This is a genomic window from Methanoculleus sp. (assembly GCF_035363275.1).
Taxonomy (GTDB): Archaea; Halobacteriota; Methanomicrobia; order Methanomicrobiales; family Methanoculleaceae; genus Methanoculleus.
Window position 1 is genome coordinate 1 of the sequence record NZ_DAOSET010000049.1, and the last position, 16,502, is coordinate 16,502.

The following is a 16,502-nucleotide window of genomic DNA, read 5'->3' on the forward strand; positions in this document are numbered from 1 at the left end:
TCCCGGAACCTTGATGCACCGGCAGGAGAGACCCTGAAGGGGAAACCAGGACCGCCATGATACTTCCGCCTGCCTTCTACGAACGGGATACCGTGACCGTCGCAAAGGACCTGCCGGGGTGCCTGCTCGTCCACCGCGAGGATGCGGGGACGACGATGGGCTGGATCGTCGAGGTCGAGGCCTATCTCCGGGACGACCCGGCTGCCCACTCGTTCCGGGGCGAGACGGCGAGGAACCGGGCGATGTTCGGGCCGGCGGGGCATGCCTACGTCTACCGGATCTACGGCCTGCACACCTGCGTCAACGTCGTGACCGGACCGGAGGGTGCGGGGGAGGCGGTCCTCGTCCGGGCGCTCGAACCCGTCTGCGGGATCGACCTGATGCAGGCGCGGCGGGGGACCGGGGATCCGCTCGCGCTCGCGAGCGGGCCCGGAAAACTGACGCAGGCCCTCGGCATCGCGATGGACCTCGACGGGACCTCGCTCTCCGAGGGCCCCCTCCAGGTCTGGTCGCCTGAGAGCCTCCCCGGCCGCCGGCCGGAGGGGTGGCAGGGGGAGATCGTCCGGACGACCCGGATCGGGATCACGAAGGCGGCGGACCTTCCCCTCCGGTTCTACCTCAAGGGGAGCCGCTACATCTCGCGGCGGTGACCCCCGCCGGGGCCCCGGCGCCGGACCAGGCTCCCTTCCACCGCCTGACCCTGGAGCGTTATCGTCTTCTCGGCCACCGGGATCTCCTTTCCTGCCCGCTTGAGAGCCTCATCGACGATGTAGCGCACCCCGCTGCAGCACGGGACTTCCATGTGCAGGACCGTGATCGACCGGACCGTGTGCCGCGAAAAGATATCGGCGAGTTTCGTGACGTAGCCGGGAACGTCTGCGTCCAGTTTCGGGCAGAAGATGAGCAGGATCCTGCCCTGCAGGAAGTCCCGGTGAAACTCGGGGTAGGCGAAGGGGACGCAGTCACCGGAGACGAGGAGGTCCGCGTCGTCGAAGTAGGCGGCCGCGGGGTTTGCAAGCGTCAGCTGGACCGGCCACTGCCGCAGTGCCGACTCCACCCGTGCGGCCTGCTCAGTCTCCGCGGCCTCTCCTCCGGGGAGGGTCCGTGCCATGGAGCCCGGGCATGCCGCCGGGGCGGCGGGGGTCTCGTGCGGGGGGACCGGGATCTCGTTGGCGTTCAGGTAATCGATTGCCCGGTGGTAGAGGGCCCCCTCATTGTGGCCGAGGAGGTGCTCGAGATGCGCCCTGATGACGGCCTCGCCCTGGGGGACGATCTTCTCCATCACCGCCTCCTCGCTGTACGGCCCGGCCTCCCGCTCGACGACGCAGATCGCGCCTTCCGGGCACGTCCCGATACAGGCGCCGAGCCCGTCGCAGAAGAGGTCGCTCACGAGCCTTGCTTTACCCTCGATGATCTGGAGCGCTCCTTCCGGACAGTCCGGTATGCAGAGACCACACCCGGTACACTTCTCCTCATCGATCTCGATGATCTTTCGCTTCATCCCCGTTCTCTCCGTATGATTCAGTCTCTTCGTCGCCGATGGTCAAAAGCGTTTGTGGCTAAAGATCCCGACACGAAAGCAGTTTATCCCGGAGCGGAGAGAACTGTAGAGTAATGTCCTCTTCCCCGATCCGCTACCCTGCACCCACCCTTGACGTCTGCAACGTCTACTTCGAGCGCGTCTACGACCCGACGATGCACGTCGTCTTCGTCCTCGACGGCGAGGTCGACGGTGAGACCCTCCGGGAGGCGACAATACGGCTGATCGGATCCGACCCCTACCTCCGGTCCCGCTACGCGGAGGTCGATGGGCGGCCCTTCTGGGAGGAGATCCCGGAGGAGCGATGGAAGGGGGCGTTCGTCCTTGTTCCGGCCGGCGAGGATGAGGACCGGCCTCTCACGACGCCCCCGCCGCCGCTCGACGTCCGCGCCGGGCCGCAGGTCAGGGTCAGCCTCTACCGGAGAATCGAGGGCGATACCGTGGCCGTCACCTGCCACCACGGCTTTTGCGACGCCTCCGGCGCCATCACCCTTGCGCGGCGGGTCTTTGCGGCCTACCGGGGGGTCATGGAGGACCCGGACTTTTCACCGGCCCCCACGGCCCCCGGCGACCGGGGGACGGGCCGCGTCCTTGCGCTCTATCCCGAAAAGGAGCAGAAGAGGGCGCTTGCCGAAGAGGAGCCCTTCATCGACCGGTGGCGCTTCCCGGTCGAGCGGCCCGGAAGGGGAACGCCCCGCGTTGCGCACCGGACCCTCGCGCCCGAGCGACTCGGCCGGGCGAAAGCGTTCGGCAGAGAGCACGGGGCTACGGTGAACGACGTCCTCCTGGGTGCATACTTCCTCGCCCTCCTGAAGATCCGAAGCGACCCGTCGGACCGGGGAGCACCCCGATCGGTCCTGACCTCCGCCGACCTGCGCCGGCAGCACCCCGGGATACACGGGACGGATCTCTCCACGAACCTCTCCATCGCCTACGAGGTCACGCTCCTCACCGGGGAGGAGACGCGGCTCCCGGAGTTCGTCCGCCGGATCGCGGGGATAACGGCCCGCCGGAAGGCAGGAAGTTTCGGTCTTGCGTCCATCCTCTTCTACGAACGGATCATGGCGGGCGGGTTGCCGGCGCTGCAAGCGTTCTTTGACGGGATGGTCGGGAGGTATCTGGAATCCGGCCTGAAGAACCCGGTCTTCTCCAACCTCGGGATCTTCGACCCCGGCCACTACCTCCCCGTCCCCGGAAAGAACGGCACAACGCTCGACCTCCTGGACGTCCAGTATCTCCCTTGTGTCTGCTGGCCGTACGGGTTCCTGATGACGGCCTCAACCTTCCGCGGACGCCTGACGGTCATGACGGCCTACGAGGAAGGGCCCTACGCGACGGCAACCGTAGAGCGATTCCTTGATTATATGAGCGAATTACTCCCGTAACCTTTGTTCGCGGGTCTTCACCCGCCCCCCTCCGACTCTTCGAAGAGTCTGGCGAACCGGTCCATATTCTCGACCGCCCCCTCCTTCGTGCCCGGGGCGAGCGCCGCGTCGCGGTCCTCGTTGAAAAGATCGTCGGGTTCGTCAAAGACGCGCTCGATGATACCCTGCGTAACCTGCTCTTTTTCTGCCGTTGGAACCTCATCTTGCAACCGTCCTATGACGACCGGATCACCCCCCATAAAAGATGCTCGCTATCTTGTAGAGGTCCATATCCACGGTCTTGAGGTGCGCCACCGCCTCTTCGAGCGGGACCGCGACGATATCGTCCCCCCGGAGCGCGACCATCTTCCCGAACTCCTTCTTCTGGATGAGGTCCGCAGCCGCCACCCCGAACCGGGTCGCGAGCACACGGTCGTGCGCCGTCGGAGAACCGCCCCGCTGGACGTGCCCGAGCACCGTCACCCGCACCTCCATCCCGAGCCGGCTCTCGAGTTCGTCGCGCAGGTAGTTCCCGACGCCGCCGAGCGTCACGTGGCCGAACTCATCCGTCCGGGCGGATTGTGCGATCGCTTCCTTCATCCCCTTCGGCTGAGCGCCTTCGGCGACCACGACGATGCTGAACTTCTTCCCCCGTTCGTAGCGTGCCCGGAGGTGATGGGTGACCTCGTCGAGGTCGAACGGGATCTCCGGGATGAGGATATCGTCGGCCCCGCCCGCGATCCCGGCCATGGTCGCTATCCACCCGGCATGCCGGCCCATCACCTCCACCACCATGATCCGGTGGTGCGACTCCGCCGTCGTGTGGAGACGGTCGATCGCCTCGGTGACGATAGAGACTGCGGTGTCGAACCCGAAGGTGTAGTCGGTCGCGGCGACGTCGTTGTCGATGGTCTTCGGGACCCCCACCACCGGGATACCCATCTGTGAGAGTTTGTTCGCGACGCCGAGAGTATCCTCGCCGCCGATTGCCACGATCGCGTCGATCCCGAACTTCCTGATGTTGTCGCGCAATCGCTGGACGTCCGCTTCATTCTTGAAGGGGTTCGTCCGCGACGTCCCGAGGATCGTCCCGCCTTTCGGGAGGATCCCGGTCACCGAGTAGTCGGTGAGCGGCTCGACGTTCCCGGCAACCAGCCCGAGCCACCCGTCCCGGATACCGATCGTGTCGAACCCGTGCTTTGCCCCCGTCCGCACAACCGCCCGGATCACCGCGTTCAGGCCCGGGCAGTCGCCTCCTCCCGTGAGGACGCCGACCGTCGTCATCAGCATCTGCCTCCCGTGCAGATCTCATTTGCCTCTTTGACGCTCGCACCGTCGAGGGTGATCGCCGATATGGCGTTGCAGAACCGGACCGCCTCCTCGAGCGACCGCTGGTGGATGTTCCTGCCGGTCGCGTTCCCGACCGTGCCGCCGATGTGGATCTGGTCGTGGAGCTGCTGCAGGAACTCCTGCATATCGGCGTGGGACCCGCCCGCACAGACGACACCGGTCCTGCCTGCGGCCGCCGTCGCCTCCTGGAGCAGCGTAGCATCGACCGACCCATCCTTCTTCGGCGGATTCACTTTCGCAAAATCGCTCCCGAGAGCCGCCGCGACCCCCGCCGCCCCTGCAACCAGGTGCGGGTCCCGCTCGTCCCTGACCGCCTTGCCCCGGGGATACATCCAGAAGACGGTGATGAGACCGTTTGCGTGCGCATGATTGACGATCTGGGCCGCCTGATAGAGCATCATCGGCTCGTATTCGCTTCCGAGGTAGACCGTGTAGCCGACGCCGAGGATCGAGAGGCCCGTCCGGTCCCGGAGGTCGACGGCCTGCTGGACATGGTTGAGCTCGGAACTGAGCGGGTCACGCTGCGAGGTTCCGACCAGGTTGGTCTTGGAGTTGAGTTTGACAAGGTACGGCACGTCCCGGTAATCCGCGCCGTACCGGGCGATCAGCCCGAGTTGCGTCGCAAAGACCCCGATCCTCGCCCGGCTCGCAATCCGGAAGAGGTGCTCGGGGTCGGCGTCTTCGGGATGGATGCCCTCGCCGGCAAAGTCATCGTTAAGGTGCTCGATCTTCTGGTCCCCGGCAAAGAGCATCAGCCTCCCGGTGCCGTGGGTGATCGCCTGATAATTCTTCCGGTATCTTTCCTGCTCTTTTGGGGGCACATCGAGGGGGATCCTGATATCGGGTGCAGGTGGCATACCCCTTCTTCCCAATCCCCACATACTTAAGTGTTGCTGGCAGCCCGGGAGATTCAGGTTGGGGATACGGTGCGCCGGATTGCCCGGGATGTGACGAAGTTTCTCCCCCGGAGCAAGGGCCCGGGGTAGCCCCTCCAGACGTTGCCTGCGGCAGAAGGGGTCCGGCCACTCCCCGGGTTCTGGAATGACCCAGGATCCTGCCGACCGATACAGGGTGCCCCTCCCCGCCGCCGTACGGGCAAAAGGTATTTATTGCATCCAATCCTTCACGGGTCGCCTCCCGGAAGGGAGTGCGGATATGGTGGTGAGCAAGTATGAAAGGCATGAAAGAGTCCGCCACGAGCGGGATGTCGAAAGTCGCCGGGTCCCTGCAGGAACTCGACCCACGGATCATCGAGCAGATCTCCTCCAGGATCAACTTCCCTGCATCGAAAGACAGTCTTATCTCCCAGGCAAAGGATAGCGGAGCATCTCAGGGCACCCTCGACATGCTGAACCGGTTCGAGGACAGGCAGTACAGCAGTTCGGATGATATCAAGTCCGAGATCCAGAAAATTCAGGGAAAGTAATCGTTTTTCGGCCGCATGCAGGTGCTGCGGTTGGCACCTGCCGGTCTCTGCTCCCGGTGACCGGAGCCGGGAGCCCGGCGATCAGAGGTACTCGGGGAGCGTGGGCTGCCCTTCCGGTGAAGAGTACCACGCCGCCATCTATATCTGATCCCCGGGTGCATGCCGTGGCATGCTCATCGTCGGACACCGTGGCGCGAGAGCGCTCGAGCCGGAGAACACCCTGCGTGCGCTGCGGCGAGGGATGGCGTGTGCCGATCTCGTCGAGGTCGACCTGCGCCTCACGAGGGACGGTATCCCGGTTGCCATCCACGACGCGACCGTCGACCGGACGACGGACGGGACCGGACCGGTCAAAGGTTACACTATCGAGGACCTTTCAAGGCTGGACGCGGGGAAGGGCGAGCGTATCCCGACGCTCGGAGAAGTCCTCGACCTTCTTCACGGACAGACCGGGCTTGTCGCGGAGATCAAGGAGCCCGGCACCGAGGCGATCATCGCTTCAGTGCTCATGGACCGGCTGCCGGAACGGCTCTTCCTGGTCTCATTCCATCCGAAAAGCGTTGCGATGGCGAAGCAGCTCCTCCCCGGGGCAGAGGCGGGCATCATCTGCTCGGGGGAGACCGATGACCCCGTCGGGCTCGCCCGCTCGGTCCAGGCCGAGATTATCCTCCCGCAGTGGGACCGCGTCTCGCGCGAGGTGGTGGAGCAGGCGCACAGCGCCGGGCTGCTCGTCGTCCCCTGGGTGCTGAACACAGAAGAGGAGTTCGGGGAAGCAGTCCGGCTCGGCATCGACTGGTTTGCGACCGACGACCCCTGCGCCGCACGACGGTACCTGCAGGAGCGGGGCCTGGAGCGGCCGGCTCCCACGAGATGACGGCGGGGTCAGACGAGCATCCCCGGCAGGTGCTTGAGAAGCCACGCCTTCACCTCGACACTGAGGCTCTCCGCCGCCTCATCCAGGTTGTGGCCCGCTCCTTCGTAGATGACCAGCCGTTTGGGTTCATGGGCACGCCGGTAGACCTCCTCTGAAGAGTGGAAGGAGACGACCGTGTCAGCGTCCCCGTGAAGGAGGAGGATTGCCGCACGCCCCCCGAGGCCTGCGACCGGCTCCGTCCCGGCAGTCTGCGTGGCGATCGCGACGACTGCCCTGACCGCGGGATCGCTCGCCGCCGCCTGGATCGCCACCGCCCCCCCGAGCGAGTGACCGACGAGCCCGAGTACCCGGATCCCCTGGCTCTCAAGGTAGCGCATACCGAGGATCGTATCGACGGTCGACTCCACCAGATCGGCCGGGTGCCGGTACCGGACCCGGATCGTGCTGATCCTGTCGTTTCTGAGGTCATGCGCCAGACGCGGGTAGAGATCCCGTGCAGGGGTGTCAAACCCGCCGCCGGTCCCGCCCACCAGGACGAGACCGGCGCGTGCCGCCTCCGCTGCGTAGTAGCGGCAGGTGGTCGTCCCCCGGTCGGTCTCTATCTCCACGATGTCATAGGACTCGCCGACCTGCGGCACCCGTCGCACGTTCGTGAGATGCACCTCGACCTTCGTCATATCTATTTCGACTGCCGTCGTCCCGAGCATGGGGTGAAGTAGATGCTGTGCTACTTGTCCTTTGCGGCAGGGTTCGGGGGGGTTGAATCGGACGGCAGGGCGGGCGGGCCTGCACGCCGTAAGCGACAGTACCTCCCGGACCCGTGCAGAAACTACATTATTATTAATAGCACAAATATATAGTGAAATGAATAAAATCTGGCACAAACCCTTCCAGCAGGTCGGCAACGCTCCTCCGGCAACCGGTGTGGACGGGACCGCTACAGTCCCCGGTGCCGGGGAATCGGATGCCGACCTCCTCGACGCCTACTCCCGGGCCGTCATCCGGGTCGTTGAATCCGCGGGGCCCGCGGTCGTGAGCGTGGCCGTGGAAAAGAACCTCCAGGGCCGGCGCGGCGAGCAGATCGGAGCGGGCTCGGGCGTGATCGTAGCGCCGGAAGGCTACATCATGACCAACAACCACGTGGTACAGGGGGCAGGGAGGATCGAGGTCCGGATGCCGGACGGGACCGCTCTTCCTGCACGCCTGGTCGGGGCCGATGCGGCGACCGATCTCGCCGTGCTTCGTGCCGATACCGAGAATCTCCCGTATGCGTCGTTCGGCGACTCGGAGGCGCTCTCGGTCGGCCAGCTCGCCATAGCCATCGGCAATCCGCTCGGCTTTGACTCGACTGTCTCGACGGGAGTCCTGAGCGCTCTCGGGCGGGCGTTCCGGAGCAGGGACGGTCGCCGGATCGAGAACATCATCCAGCACACCGCTCCCTTAAACCCCGGCAACTCCGGCGGCCCTCTGGTGGACTCACGCGGCCGGGTCATCGGCATCAACACGGCCATCATCCCGATGGCCCAGAGCATCTGCTTCTCGATCCCCTCGAACACCGCCACCTGGGTCCTCCCGCAGCTCGTTGCCGACGGCAGGGTGCGGCGCGGGTACCTTGGCATCGTCGGCCAGTCGCGACCGCTCCCGCGATCGCTTGTTGCGGCGCTCGAGCTTACCGGGAGGCATGCGGTCGAGGTCGTCTCGATCTCCCGGGCAAGCCCCGCCGGCCGGGCCGGGCTTCGGCCGGGCGACCTGATCATCGCGATCAACGAGATACCCATTGCGTGTATCGACGACCTGCACCGGTTCCTCGCCACCTGGCCCATAGCAGAACCGGCAACCCTGACGCTTATCCGGGGAGGGCGGGAGATCACGCTCCCGATCATCCCGGCGGAAGCGGTCGCATCTCCCGTCGCCGGGTGAGCGGCGGGGAGCCGGTCAGGGAACCCAGGCGATCCGGGGTTCCCGCCGCGCCGGTTTCGGCGGCAGGGGAGCGGGATAGCCGAAGATCAGCGGCGCCACAACCTGGTGGTCGTCAGGGACCTTCAGCGCCGCGCGGAGGCCGGGATTCTGCTCGACGAGGGTCGCGGCACCGACCCAGCAGCTGCCGATTCCGAGCGCCCAGGCGGCAAGCATCATATTCTCCGCACAGAGCGTGCAATCGAGGACGCTTGAAACGGCATCCCGGGCGCCGAGGACCAGGACCAGCACCGGAGCGTTGTAGAAGATGCTGAACTCCGGATTCTCGAGCGCCGCGAGGAACTCTTCCATCCCGGGACGGGGCTCCGCTCCGATCTTCTCCAGGAGAAGCGGCTTGCAGTAGTCGGATGCCCGCTGCATCAGGTCCCGGTCTCTCACGACCACGAACTGCCAGGGTTGAAATCCGAGAGCGGTCGGTGCCTGGATGCCTGCGGCAATGATCGCCCTGAGGGCCTCATCCGGGACCTCCCGGTCAGTGTAGTTCCTGACGCTCCGGCGTTCCCGGATCACGGAGAAGATCCCGATTGTCTCTGGTTCCGTCATCATACCATCCCCTAAAGATCGCCGGTGATATGTATGTTGGGGAGAAATCGCCGGGGGGGAGGGCCTCGACCTCCTCTCGTCCCGCCTCCGGAGCGCCGGAGCAGGATCCGTCCCTGCAGGATATCGCGCATGCCGCCTAAATTCGCCGCGGGAGCGAAGAAATGGTATATTCTGCCCGGGAACCGGATCGATATGTATTTTATCCCCCTGGAGCACAACCACTACAGCTATCGCATTCCTGTGCCAGAGGAGAATGAAAGATTCATGTAGTGACCGGGCGCCCCGTGACCTGCCGGTGCCCGACGACGGACTTCTCATGGTAAACAACGACCGGAAGGTTCTCTGGTACAACCCGGCTTTCGCGCGGATGCTTGCCGTCCGGCAGGAAGGGATCATCGGGATGGACGCGGGCTCTCTCTTTGATACGCACCTTCTCCCTACCATCGAGGATCAGGACTCGGCACGCATGGTCCGGCAGGCTCTCGAGCACGGCGCGGACCCGCCCACCCTTCTCTGTCGTGCCTGGAGACCCGACGGCACCCTGCGCTGGCTCTCGATATCTCACGTGGCGATCACGGTCTTTGTCGGTCATCGGCTCATCAGGATCCGGGATGCCACAACGGACCTGAATGCGCACCACTTCAAAGCCGCGCTCGAAGCGTCGCCGGTGGTCGTCTTTGCGCAGGACGAGGACCTCCGCTACACCTGGTCGTACAACCAGGAACTGGGACCAGCCGATGCGTTCATCGTCGGTATGCGGGAGGACGAGGCCTTTCCCGAGAACGCCGCGACCCTTACTGCGCTCAAACGCCGGGTCCTTGATACGGGAGAGACCGTGCGGGCAGCGGTGACCATCACCGTTGCAGACGACACTCGCGTCCGGGACCTGACGTTAAAACCCCTTCGAGATGCAGAGGGGAAGGTTGTCGGCATTACCGGCACAGCCTTTGACGTGACCGAAAGGGACCGGGCGGAGGAGGCGCTCCGGAAGAAGACGGACGAGTTGAAGAAACGGATGAACGAACTCCAGTGCCTCTACACCGTCACGCACCTCGTCGAGGTGCCTGGGATAACACTTGACAGGCTCCTGCAGGCGGTTGCCGATACCCTCCCCTCGGGCTGGCAGCATTCGGACGACACCGCGGTGAGGATCCGGATCGATGACCGGGAGTACCGCCGGGGCAGCATGGAAGAGACGCCCTGGAAGCAGGTGGGCCCGATCGTCGTTCATGGCGAAAGGGTCGGCGAGATTGAGGTCCGGTACCTCTGCCAAAAACCGGAAGCGGCTGAAGGGCCGTTCCTGCCGGAAGAGCAGATGCTGCTTGACGCCGTCGCGGAGCGGCTTGGTCGGATCATCGAACGGTTGCAGACGGAGGCGGCGCTCCAGAAGAGCGAGGAGAAGTTCCGGGGGATCGCCCAGCGGAGTTTTGACCTCCTCGTGACGTCCTACCTATCAGGCGGGTTAAATTACGTTTCGCCGGCGACGGAGCGGATACTCGGCTACTCCCCTGATGAGATGGCTGGGACAGCCTGGGAGGATTATATCCTCCCTTCAAGCCTTCCGGTATGGGAGGAGGGGCGCCGGAAGGTGCTCCGGGGCGAACAGGTCGAAGAGATCCAGGTCGAGGGCAGGAGGGAGGACGGGGAGACTGTCATACTGGAGTTAAACGTCTCGCCAATCATCGAGAAGAAGGTCGTGGGGTTCCAGGCCGTCGGCAGGGACATATCCGACCGGATCCTGTACGAGCGGCTCCGGGAGCAGGCTCTCGATATGACCGAGCGCAATATCGCGCAGTTCGCCGTCCTTGCCGACCATGTCCGCCACCCGCTCCAGGTGGTCATGGGGGTTGCGGACCTGCTCGACGACGATGCGGCCGCTGAGAAACTCCGCGAGCAGGTTCGGCGGATCAACGCTCAGATCAGCGAGCTTGACCGCGAGTGGGTGGAGTCCCGGAAGATCCGGGAGTTCCTGAAGCGCTACGAACTCTAAGTCGATCACCGCCGCCGGCGCGGCCTCGTCTCGCGAGGGTGGGCAACGACCTCGCGGATGTCGGCGAGCGGCCCCGGAAGCAGAGAGCCTTTCTTCCCGACGACGTCGGCCGCCCGGATGGTGGCGGCGTGGTAAGTCAGAGCGTAACTCTCTGTGAAGAGGTCCAGCCCGCCCCGGGCAAAGTCGTCGAGCGAGAGCGGAATCGAGATCCCGTCGGTGGACGGGCTGCTCGATACCGGGCAGATGAGCAGGTCCCCGCTCTCCCCTGCTGCAATGACTACTACGGGGCGCACCTTCCCTTCGCCGAGACCCCCGATACGTACGGAGGCCAGAACGACGTCTCCACTGACGTATCGTCCCATCCGGATACTGGTTGACCCCAAAAATCGATAAGGTTGGTGGTGTGCCGGTGGCCAGGCACCATACATCGGGAGAAGCGGGGTTCCCCCAACCCCCGGTGCACCGTTACGGTGCCTGTCCTTTTGCGTTCCCGTTGAATCTCGGGTGCTCGTCACCGAACGCGTTCTGGTTCTTCATCTTCTCTTTTCCGTTTCCGGCATGCCCATTATCCTTCTCCATCTTCTTGTTGCCCGGGTTGATCACGGATACGGCGCCGCTGCCCAGCACCGGGATGTTCCCCTCCTCTGTCGTGACGTTCCCGGTCACGGTCAGGTTGCCGTCACCGGCGTTGAGGTCGAGGTCCGCTCGCCGGTACTTCAGGATGAGCGTGCCGCCGTCCTTCATACAGAAGTTGACTCTCTCGGGCGTTGCGTTCCCGATCCTGAACTCCGAGGGATCCGGCACCGTCACGTTTGCACTGCTTGAATCGCCGAACCCAAGCCATTCCGCAAGGTCGACAAAGATGGTCATGAGACCGTTGCTCTTCTGATTCAGCGTCTTCGGGACAACCTTCACCTCAGCCGACTGCGGGCTGACGGTCACGTTCAGGGTATCGCAGGCGACAGCACCCGTGGCGTTGTTCGCGACCTTTACCGTGACGACATAGGTGCCGGCGGCAGAGTACGTGTAGACGTCCTGTATGGTGCCATTGTAGTCGTCATCCGGCACGATCTCCGGTGCCGTCGTTGCCGTGCTCCAGTTGACGGAGGCGCTCATATTCAGCGCATCGAAAACGTCCGTGTCGTTGTATGTAGCGAGGATGGTGATCGGCTCGCCGGCGAGTGCGATGCGGTCGTCCCCTGCATCGACCGTGAGGGCGGCCTGCACGGCAGGAACCACCAGGAAAAGGGCGATCAGCAGGGAGAAGATTCGGATAGTAGTGTCACGTTTCATGGGTTAACTCGTCTCCGATAGATATTGACGATCCTCTCCTATTTGACCGCATGGAACTTCCCGGTTCAATCAATCACCCGGGCGGTGGTGCGGAGACCGTCCCCTCTACACGGAGCAGCCGGGCGTTGATCGCGACGATCACGGTGCTCGCGCTCATCAGGATCGCGCCGGCCGCCGGGGTGAGGACGATACCGGCGGAGAAGAGGACGCCGGCGGCGAGCGGGATGGCAACGGCATTGTAGCCGGTCGCCCAGAGGAGATTCTCGATCATCTTCCGGTAGGTCTTCTTCGAGAGGGCGATGACCGCCGCGGCGTCCCGGGGGTCGCTCTTCACGAGGACGATATCGGCGCTTTCCACGGCAACGTCGGTCCCCGCCCCGATGGCGATTCCGAGGTCGGCCTCGACAAGTGCGGGGGCGTCGTTGATCCCGTCGCCCACCATTGCCACCCGGTAGCGCTGCTGCACCTCCCGGATCTTTGCGGCCTTCTCGTGGGGCAGGACCCCGGCAAAGAACTCGTCAAGATCGAGTTCCCCCGCCACCCACGCGGCGACGTCTCGGTTGTCGCCGGTGAGCATCATACACCGGACGCCCATCGCTTTGAGCCGGCGGATTGCCTCCGCCGACTCGGGCCGGATGATATCGGCGAGCGCGAGCGCCCCGGTGAGCCGGTCGTCCTCGAGGAGGAAGACGACGGTCTTGCCCTGCCGCTGGAGGCTCTCGACCCGCCTGTCCCCGGCGATACCCTGCTCTGCGAGGTAGCCCGGGCCGACCACCCGGACGATTCGGCCGGCGACTTTTCCCTCGACGCCGACGCCCGGAACTGCCTGGAAATTTTCGACGCGGAGTAGAGAGAGTCCTCGTTCCTTCGCGCTCCTGGCCACGCCCCGGGCAATCGGGTGCTCGGAGTGCGCCTCCACCGATGCCGCCACCCGGACCACGTCCTCCTCCGCCGTGCCGGCGAAGGCGAGGATATCCGTGACCCCGAACCTCCCCGTCGTGAGGGTGCCGGTCTTATCGAAGACAACTGCTGCGAGGTCTTTTGCCCGCTCAAACGCGCTCCGGTCCCGGATCAGGAACCCGGAGCGGGCGGCAAGGGCCGTCGAGACCGCGACCACGAGCGGAACGGCGAGGCCGAGCGCATGGGGGCAGGCGATGACCATCACGGTTGCGGCCCGCTCCACCGCAAACCCGGTCCCTGCCCCGAGGGCGAGCCAGGCCGTAAACGTCACCGCACCGACAGCAAGAGCAATCACGACCAGGAGGAACGCCGCCCGATCTGCGAGGTCCTGGGTCCGGGACCGGCTCTCCTGCGCTTTCCGAACGAGGTCGATCACCTGCGCGAGGTAGGTCTCCGCCCCTGTCTTCCTGACCTCGACGACGACCGAGCCCTCGCCGTTGATCGCGCCGCCGATGACTTCGTCCCCCTGCCGCTTCTTTACCGGTCTCGACTCGCCGGTGAGCATCGCCTCGTTGACGCTCGTTATGCCCTCAACCACCACGCCGTCCACCGGCACCTTCTCCCCGGGCCGGACGAGGACCCGGTCGCCCGGCACGAGACGATCAACGGGCACGTCCTCGGTCCTTTTGTCCCGGACCAGGTGCGCCTCCGCCGGCATGACCCGGACCAGCTCCTCGAGCGCCCTCGACGCACCGAGGACCGAGCGCATCTCGATCCAGTGGCCGAGGAGCATGATGTCTATCAGGGTGGCGAGTTCCCAGAAAAACCCCTCTCCGCTGACGATGCCGAGGACGACTGCCGAACTGTAGACGTAGGCGACGGTGATTGCGACGGCGATGAGTGTCATCATACCGGGCATCCGTGCCCGGAGTTCGGTCACGATGCCGGAGAGAAACGGCCAGCCGCCGTAGAGGTAGACCACGGTCGCAAGAGCGAGGAGGAGATACTCCGAGCCCGGGAATGTGATGGTGATCCCGAGGAGCGCCTGGACCGGCGCTGAGAGGAGGAGGATCGGGACGGTGAGAATGGTCGAGACGACGAATCGCCGCCGGAAGTCCTCGAGAGCGTGATGGCGGGTGCGCGAGCCCCGACCGCCCCCGGGGGGGAGATGCGCTTCCGCGGGCTGGACCCCGTGCCCGTTGTGATCGTGGTTCACATCAACCCCTCTTCCCGGTCCTGCTGCGCGCGGTATTCGCCCATGCCGGCGGATAGCGATCCGGTAAGATGTAAATATACCGACTGCCGCAGGCCGGGGAATGCCGGTTGAAACGGACAGGACGTCCGCAATATGACCATCGGAGGTACCTCGTCTCCCCGAAATGCTCTTCCCGGTCTGTGCGCGCAGTCGCGGTGAGCACGAGGTCCGTGTGGGGCTGCCGCAAAGATGACGGCGATCTCCCGGGAGTATATAAGAAAATATATATATCATGATGCACAGGCATACTACCTACGAACGTGTAAAATCGTTCGACAAAGGCGATAAAATCTAAAATTCCGTCGAATACAAGCTTTAACCGTTTGGCAATAGCGAGAACATTTTATTTGGTATTAAGTATAAAAGTGCCTATAACCTGGAGGGGGTGATTCCGGCAAATGCATGAACATGCGCCTGCATACGGCAATATAACCGCGTTTGCTGCTGTACTGGAGACGCTTGAAGAAGGAGTGCTCGTCATCGGCCCCGACAACCAGATAGCCTGCGCCAACGGGAAACTCCAGCGTATTCTTGGTACCGACCGGGCCGCCCTCAGCGGGGCCGACCCGGATTGGCTCATCCGCCGGACCATCGTCGGAGAGTCGTGCCGGGCCGAGATCCTCGCGTTCCTCGCCGGCCGCTTGCGGTCTGCCGACGTCATATGCAGACCGCAAGCGGCCGGCGACGAGAAGGAACGAGTCCGCTGCTCGTGCAGGGTCGTCGACGAGGGGCCGCTTCCGGGTATGCGGGTCATCCGTCTCTCGCCTGTGCCCTCCCCTTCCGCCGGGGATTCTGTCACCGGCGCCTCCGCCATGACCGGGATAGAGGAACTCCTGCAGGGGAGCGAGAATGGATACCGGTTCCTTGTCGAGAACCTCAACGAAGGCATCGGACTCATCGACAGAGTGGGCGTCGCGGTCTTTGCCAACAAGAGGATTGCCGATATCACCGGCTACCCGGTCAACGAACTGATCGGGATGCCGGTCGGCGCGCTCGTCGATGAGGAGGGTGCTGAGTGTCTGGGAGCATACCTGCAGAGCCTGAGTCAGAACTCGCACGAGGTCTTTGAGATCAATCTCATCCGTAAAGACGGCGCCCGCATCCACACGCTGATGGCGACAACCCCGATCATCGACGCTGACGGCGTCTGCCAGGGGTTCCTCGCCGGGATCCAGGATATCACCCCCTTAAAGCAGCTGGAGGTGCAACTCCGGGAGAGCGAGGAGAAATACCGGTCGCTCGTCGAACACTCGGCCGAGGCGATCTTGATCCACCAGGCCGGGAGGATCGTGTATATCAATCCTGCCGGCATGAAGATGCTCGGCGCTTCGCGCCCGGAGGAGATCGTCGGGAAGGCCATCCTCGATATCGCCCACCCCACATTCCGGGACACCATCAGGTCGGTTATCGCGCGGGACCTCGAGGGGGAAGAGACGCCGATCCTCGAACTGCTGCTCGTCAGGGTTGATGGGACGGCGATCCCCGTCGAGGGGAGGGGCACGGGGCTGCTTTATTCGGGCAAACCCGCGGTCCAGGTGGTTATGCGGGACATCACCCACCGAAAGCAGGCGGAGGAACGGCTGCAGGCAAGCAACCAGTATCTCATGCTGCTTAATCGGATCATCGGCACGTCAGCATCGGCCAGATCGCCAGGCGAACTTCTGGAGACCGCCCTCAACCAGATCCTCGACCTCCTCAACTATGACGGCGGCGCCGTTTGCCGCGCTGGCGCCGGACGGAGAAGGATCACGCTCCCATACGAGCGGAACATGCCGGACGGGTACCTGGAGCTGGCGGAGAGCCTTATGAGCGAGTCGTGCGCCGGGCCCCTTGCCGGCGGCCTGCCCTACTACCTTGAGCAGAACCGGGACCCGAGCACCTCGGCGTCACGTCTCCTCCGTGAACTCGGGTTTGCCGCACTCGCCTGCATCCCGCTCGTTGTCGAGTCCGATGTTTTCGGGGCGCTCCTTATCGGGAGCAGGGACCGGGG

16 protein-coding genes are annotated in these 16,502 nt (G+C 64.4%); 7 read left to right on the top strand and 9 right to left on the bottom strand.

All coding sequences use genetic code 11. The features are described 5' to 3' along the window. Positions 1–56: 56 nt before the first annotated feature. Positions 57–650: a DNA-3-methyladenine glycosylase gene (locus PLN84_RS10210; RefSeq protein ID WP_292385756.1), complete on the top strand. Its 594-nt coding sequence runs from the start codon at positions 57–59 to the stop codon at positions 648–650. Here PLN84_RS10210 and PLN84_RS10215 read toward each other — a convergent pair. Beyond that, positions 632–1,501 carry a 4Fe-4S binding protein gene (locus PLN84_RS10215; protein ID WP_292385758.1) on the bottom strand — a complete coding sequence of 290 codons (870 nt, stop codon included), beginning with the start codon at positions 1,499–1,501 and terminating at the stop codon, positions 632–634. The two genes, PLN84_RS10210 and PLN84_RS10215, sit on opposite strands and share 19 nt — an antisense overlap. 113 nt (positions 1,502–1,614) lie before the next feature. Here PLN84_RS10215 and PLN84_RS10220 point away from each other — a divergent pair, with 113 nt between their 5' ends. Beyond that, the gene (locus PLN84_RS10220; protein WP_299952776.1) at positions 1,615–2,925 is read left to right on the top strand and encodes a condensation protein; all 1,311 of its coding nucleotides are present in this window, start codon (positions 1,615–1,617) and stop codon (positions 2,923–2,925) included. Between the two features lie 17 nt (positions 2,926–2,942). Here the strand turns inward: PLN84_RS10220 and PLN84_RS10225 are convergent, their stop codons facing one another. The 3 genes from PLN84_RS10225 to PLN84_RS10235 are packed head-to-tail and all read right to left on the bottom strand — an operon-like array spanning position 2,943 to position 5,111. Continuing rightward, a complete protein-coding gene (locus tag PLN84_RS10225) occupies positions 2,943–3,134 on the bottom strand; it encodes a hypothetical protein (protein ID WP_299952778.1) in 192 nt (63 codons plus the stop codon). Between the two features lie 19 nt (positions 3,135–3,153). Beyond that, a complete protein-coding gene (locus PLN84_RS10230; protein WP_292385762.1) occupies positions 3,154–4,194 on the bottom strand; it encodes an ATP-dependent 6-phosphofructokinase in 1,041 nt (346 codons plus the stop codon). Next, positions 4,188–5,111 carry an aldolase gene (locus PLN84_RS10235; RefSeq protein ID WP_292385763.1) on the bottom strand — a complete coding sequence of 308 codons (924 nt, stop codon included), beginning with the start codon at positions 5,109–5,111 and terminating at the stop codon, positions 4,188–4,190. The genes PLN84_RS10230 and PLN84_RS10235 overlap by 7 nt, the downstream gene beginning before the upstream one ends. Positions 5,112–5,425: 314 nt before the next feature. On the opposite strand from PLN84_RS10235, the gene PLN84_RS10240 reads away from it, so the two are divergent. Both PLN84_RS10240 and PLN84_RS10245 read left to right on the top strand, forming a co-directional pair. Beyond that, complete coding sequence (locus PLN84_RS10240; RefSeq protein ID WP_292385764.1) at positions 5,426–5,680, top strand: DUF2795 domain-containing protein; 255 nt, start codon at positions 5,426–5,428, stop codon at positions 5,678–5,680. A gap of 169 nt (positions 5,681–5,849) precedes the next feature. After that, entirely contained in the window at positions 5,850–6,554 is a 705-nt protein-coding gene (locus tag PLN84_RS10245; RefSeq protein WP_292385765.1) for a glycerophosphodiester phosphodiesterase family protein, read from the top strand. A gap of 8 nt (positions 6,555–6,562) precedes the next feature. On the opposite strand, the gene PLN84_RS10250 is transcribed toward PLN84_RS10245, so the two are convergent. Further along, positions 6,563–7,231, bottom strand: a complete 669-nt coding sequence (locus PLN84_RS10250) for a dienelactone hydrolase family protein (protein ID WP_292385767.1) — start codon at positions 7,229–7,231, stop codon at positions 6,563–6,565. Positions 7,232–7,418: 187 nt separating this feature from the next. Here PLN84_RS10250 and PLN84_RS10255 point away from each other — a divergent pair, with 187 nt between their 5' ends. Beyond that, complete coding sequence (locus PLN84_RS10255) at positions 7,419–8,474, top strand: trypsin-like peptidase domain-containing protein (protein WP_292385769.1); 1,056 nt, start codon at positions 7,419–7,421, stop codon at positions 8,472–8,474. A 15-nt stretch (positions 8,475–8,489) separates the two neighbouring features. On the opposite strand, the gene PLN84_RS10260 is transcribed toward PLN84_RS10255, so the two are convergent. Continuing rightward, positions 8,490–9,077 (bottom strand): nitroreductase, encoded by a 588-nt coding sequence (locus PLN84_RS10260; RefSeq protein ID WP_292385770.1) that lies wholly within the window; start codon positions 9,075–9,077, stop codon positions 8,490–8,492. 250 nt (positions 9,078–9,327) lie between these two features. Between PLN84_RS10260 and PLN84_RS10265 the strand changes: the two genes are divergently transcribed. Next, the gene (locus PLN84_RS10265) at positions 9,328–11,064 is read left to right on the top strand and encodes a PAS domain S-box protein (protein ID WP_292385772.1); all 1,737 of its coding nucleotides are present in this window, start codon (positions 9,328–9,330) and stop codon (positions 11,062–11,064) included. Positions 11,065–11,069: 5 nt separating this feature from the next. Here PLN84_RS10265 and PLN84_RS10270 read toward each other — a convergent pair whose 3' ends face one another. The 3 genes from PLN84_RS10270 to PLN84_RS10280 form a co-directional block, all read right to left on the bottom strand. Next, complete coding sequence (locus PLN84_RS10270; protein ID WP_292385774.1) at positions 11,070–11,426, bottom strand: type II toxin-antitoxin system PemK/MazF family toxin; 357 nt, start codon at positions 11,424–11,426, stop codon at positions 11,070–11,072. 103 nt (positions 11,427–11,529) lie between these two features. Beyond that, positions 11,530–12,357, bottom strand: coding sequence for a hypothetical protein (locus PLN84_RS10275; RefSeq protein WP_292385776.1), 828 nt, complete (start codon positions 12,355–12,357; stop codon positions 11,530–11,532). A 73-nt stretch (positions 12,358–12,430) separates the two neighbouring features. Beyond that, positions 12,431–14,473, bottom strand: a complete 2,043-nt coding sequence (locus tag PLN84_RS10280) for a copper-translocating P-type ATPase (protein ID WP_292385778.1) — start codon at positions 14,471–14,473, stop codon at positions 12,431–12,433. 437 nt (positions 14,474–14,910) lie between these two features. On the opposite strand from PLN84_RS10280, the gene PLN84_RS10285 reads away from it, so the two are divergent. Further along, positions 14,911–16,502, top strand: a 1,592-nt coding sequence (locus PLN84_RS10285; RefSeq protein ID WP_348532053.1) for a PAS domain S-box protein, incomplete at its 3' end; no start/stop codon positions are given.

Bases quoted from the DNA above. Each gene is read 5' to 3' on its own strand.
- PLN84_RS10210 (WP_292385756.1), top strand. From the start codon at position 57: ATGATACTTCCGCCTGCCTTCTACGAACGGGATACCGTGACCGTCGCA.
- PLN84_RS10215 (WP_292385758.1), bottom strand. From the start codon at position 1,501: ATGAAGCGAAAGATCATCGAGATCGATGAGGAGAAGTGTACCGGGTGT.
- PLN84_RS10220 (WP_299952776.1), top strand. From the start codon at position 1,615: ATGTCCTCTTCCCCGATCCGCTACCCTGCACCCACCCTTGACGTCTGC.
- PLN84_RS10230 (WP_292385762.1), bottom strand. From the start codon at position 4,194: ATGCTGATGACGACGGTCGGCGTCCTCACGGGAGGAGGCGACTGCCCG.
- PLN84_RS10235 (WP_292385763.1), bottom strand. From the start codon at position 5,111: ATGCCACCTGCACCCGATATCAGGATCCCCCTCGATGTGCCCCCAAAA.
- PLN84_RS10240 (WP_292385764.1), top strand. From the start codon at position 5,426: ATGAAAGGCATGAAAGAGTCCGCCACGAGCGGGATGTCGAAAGTCGCC.
- PLN84_RS10245 (WP_292385765.1), top strand. From the start codon at position 5,850: ATGCTCATCGTCGGACACCGTGGCGCGAGAGCGCTCGAGCCGGAGAAC.
- PLN84_RS10250 (WP_292385767.1), bottom strand. From the start codon at position 7,231: ATGACGAAGGTCGAGGTGCATCTCACGAACGTGCGACGGGTGCCGCAG.
- PLN84_RS10255 (WP_292385769.1), top strand. From the start codon at position 7,419: ATGAATAAAATCTGGCACAAACCCTTCCAGCAGGTCGGCAACGCTCCT.
- PLN84_RS10260 (WP_292385770.1), bottom strand. From the start codon at position 9,077: ATGATGACGGAACCAGAGACAATCGGGATCTTCTCCGTGATCCGGGAA.
- PLN84_RS10265 (WP_292385772.1), top strand. From the start codon at position 9,328: ATGAAAGATTCATGTAGTGACCGGGCGCCCCGTGACCTGCCGGTGCCC.
- PLN84_RS10270 (WP_292385774.1), bottom strand. From the start codon at position 11,426: ATGGGACGATACGTCAGTGGAGACGTCGTTCTGGCCTCCGTACGTATC.
- PLN84_RS10275 (WP_292385776.1), bottom strand. From the start codon at position 12,357: ATGAAACGTGACACTACTATCCGAATCTTCTCCCTGCTGATCGCCCTT.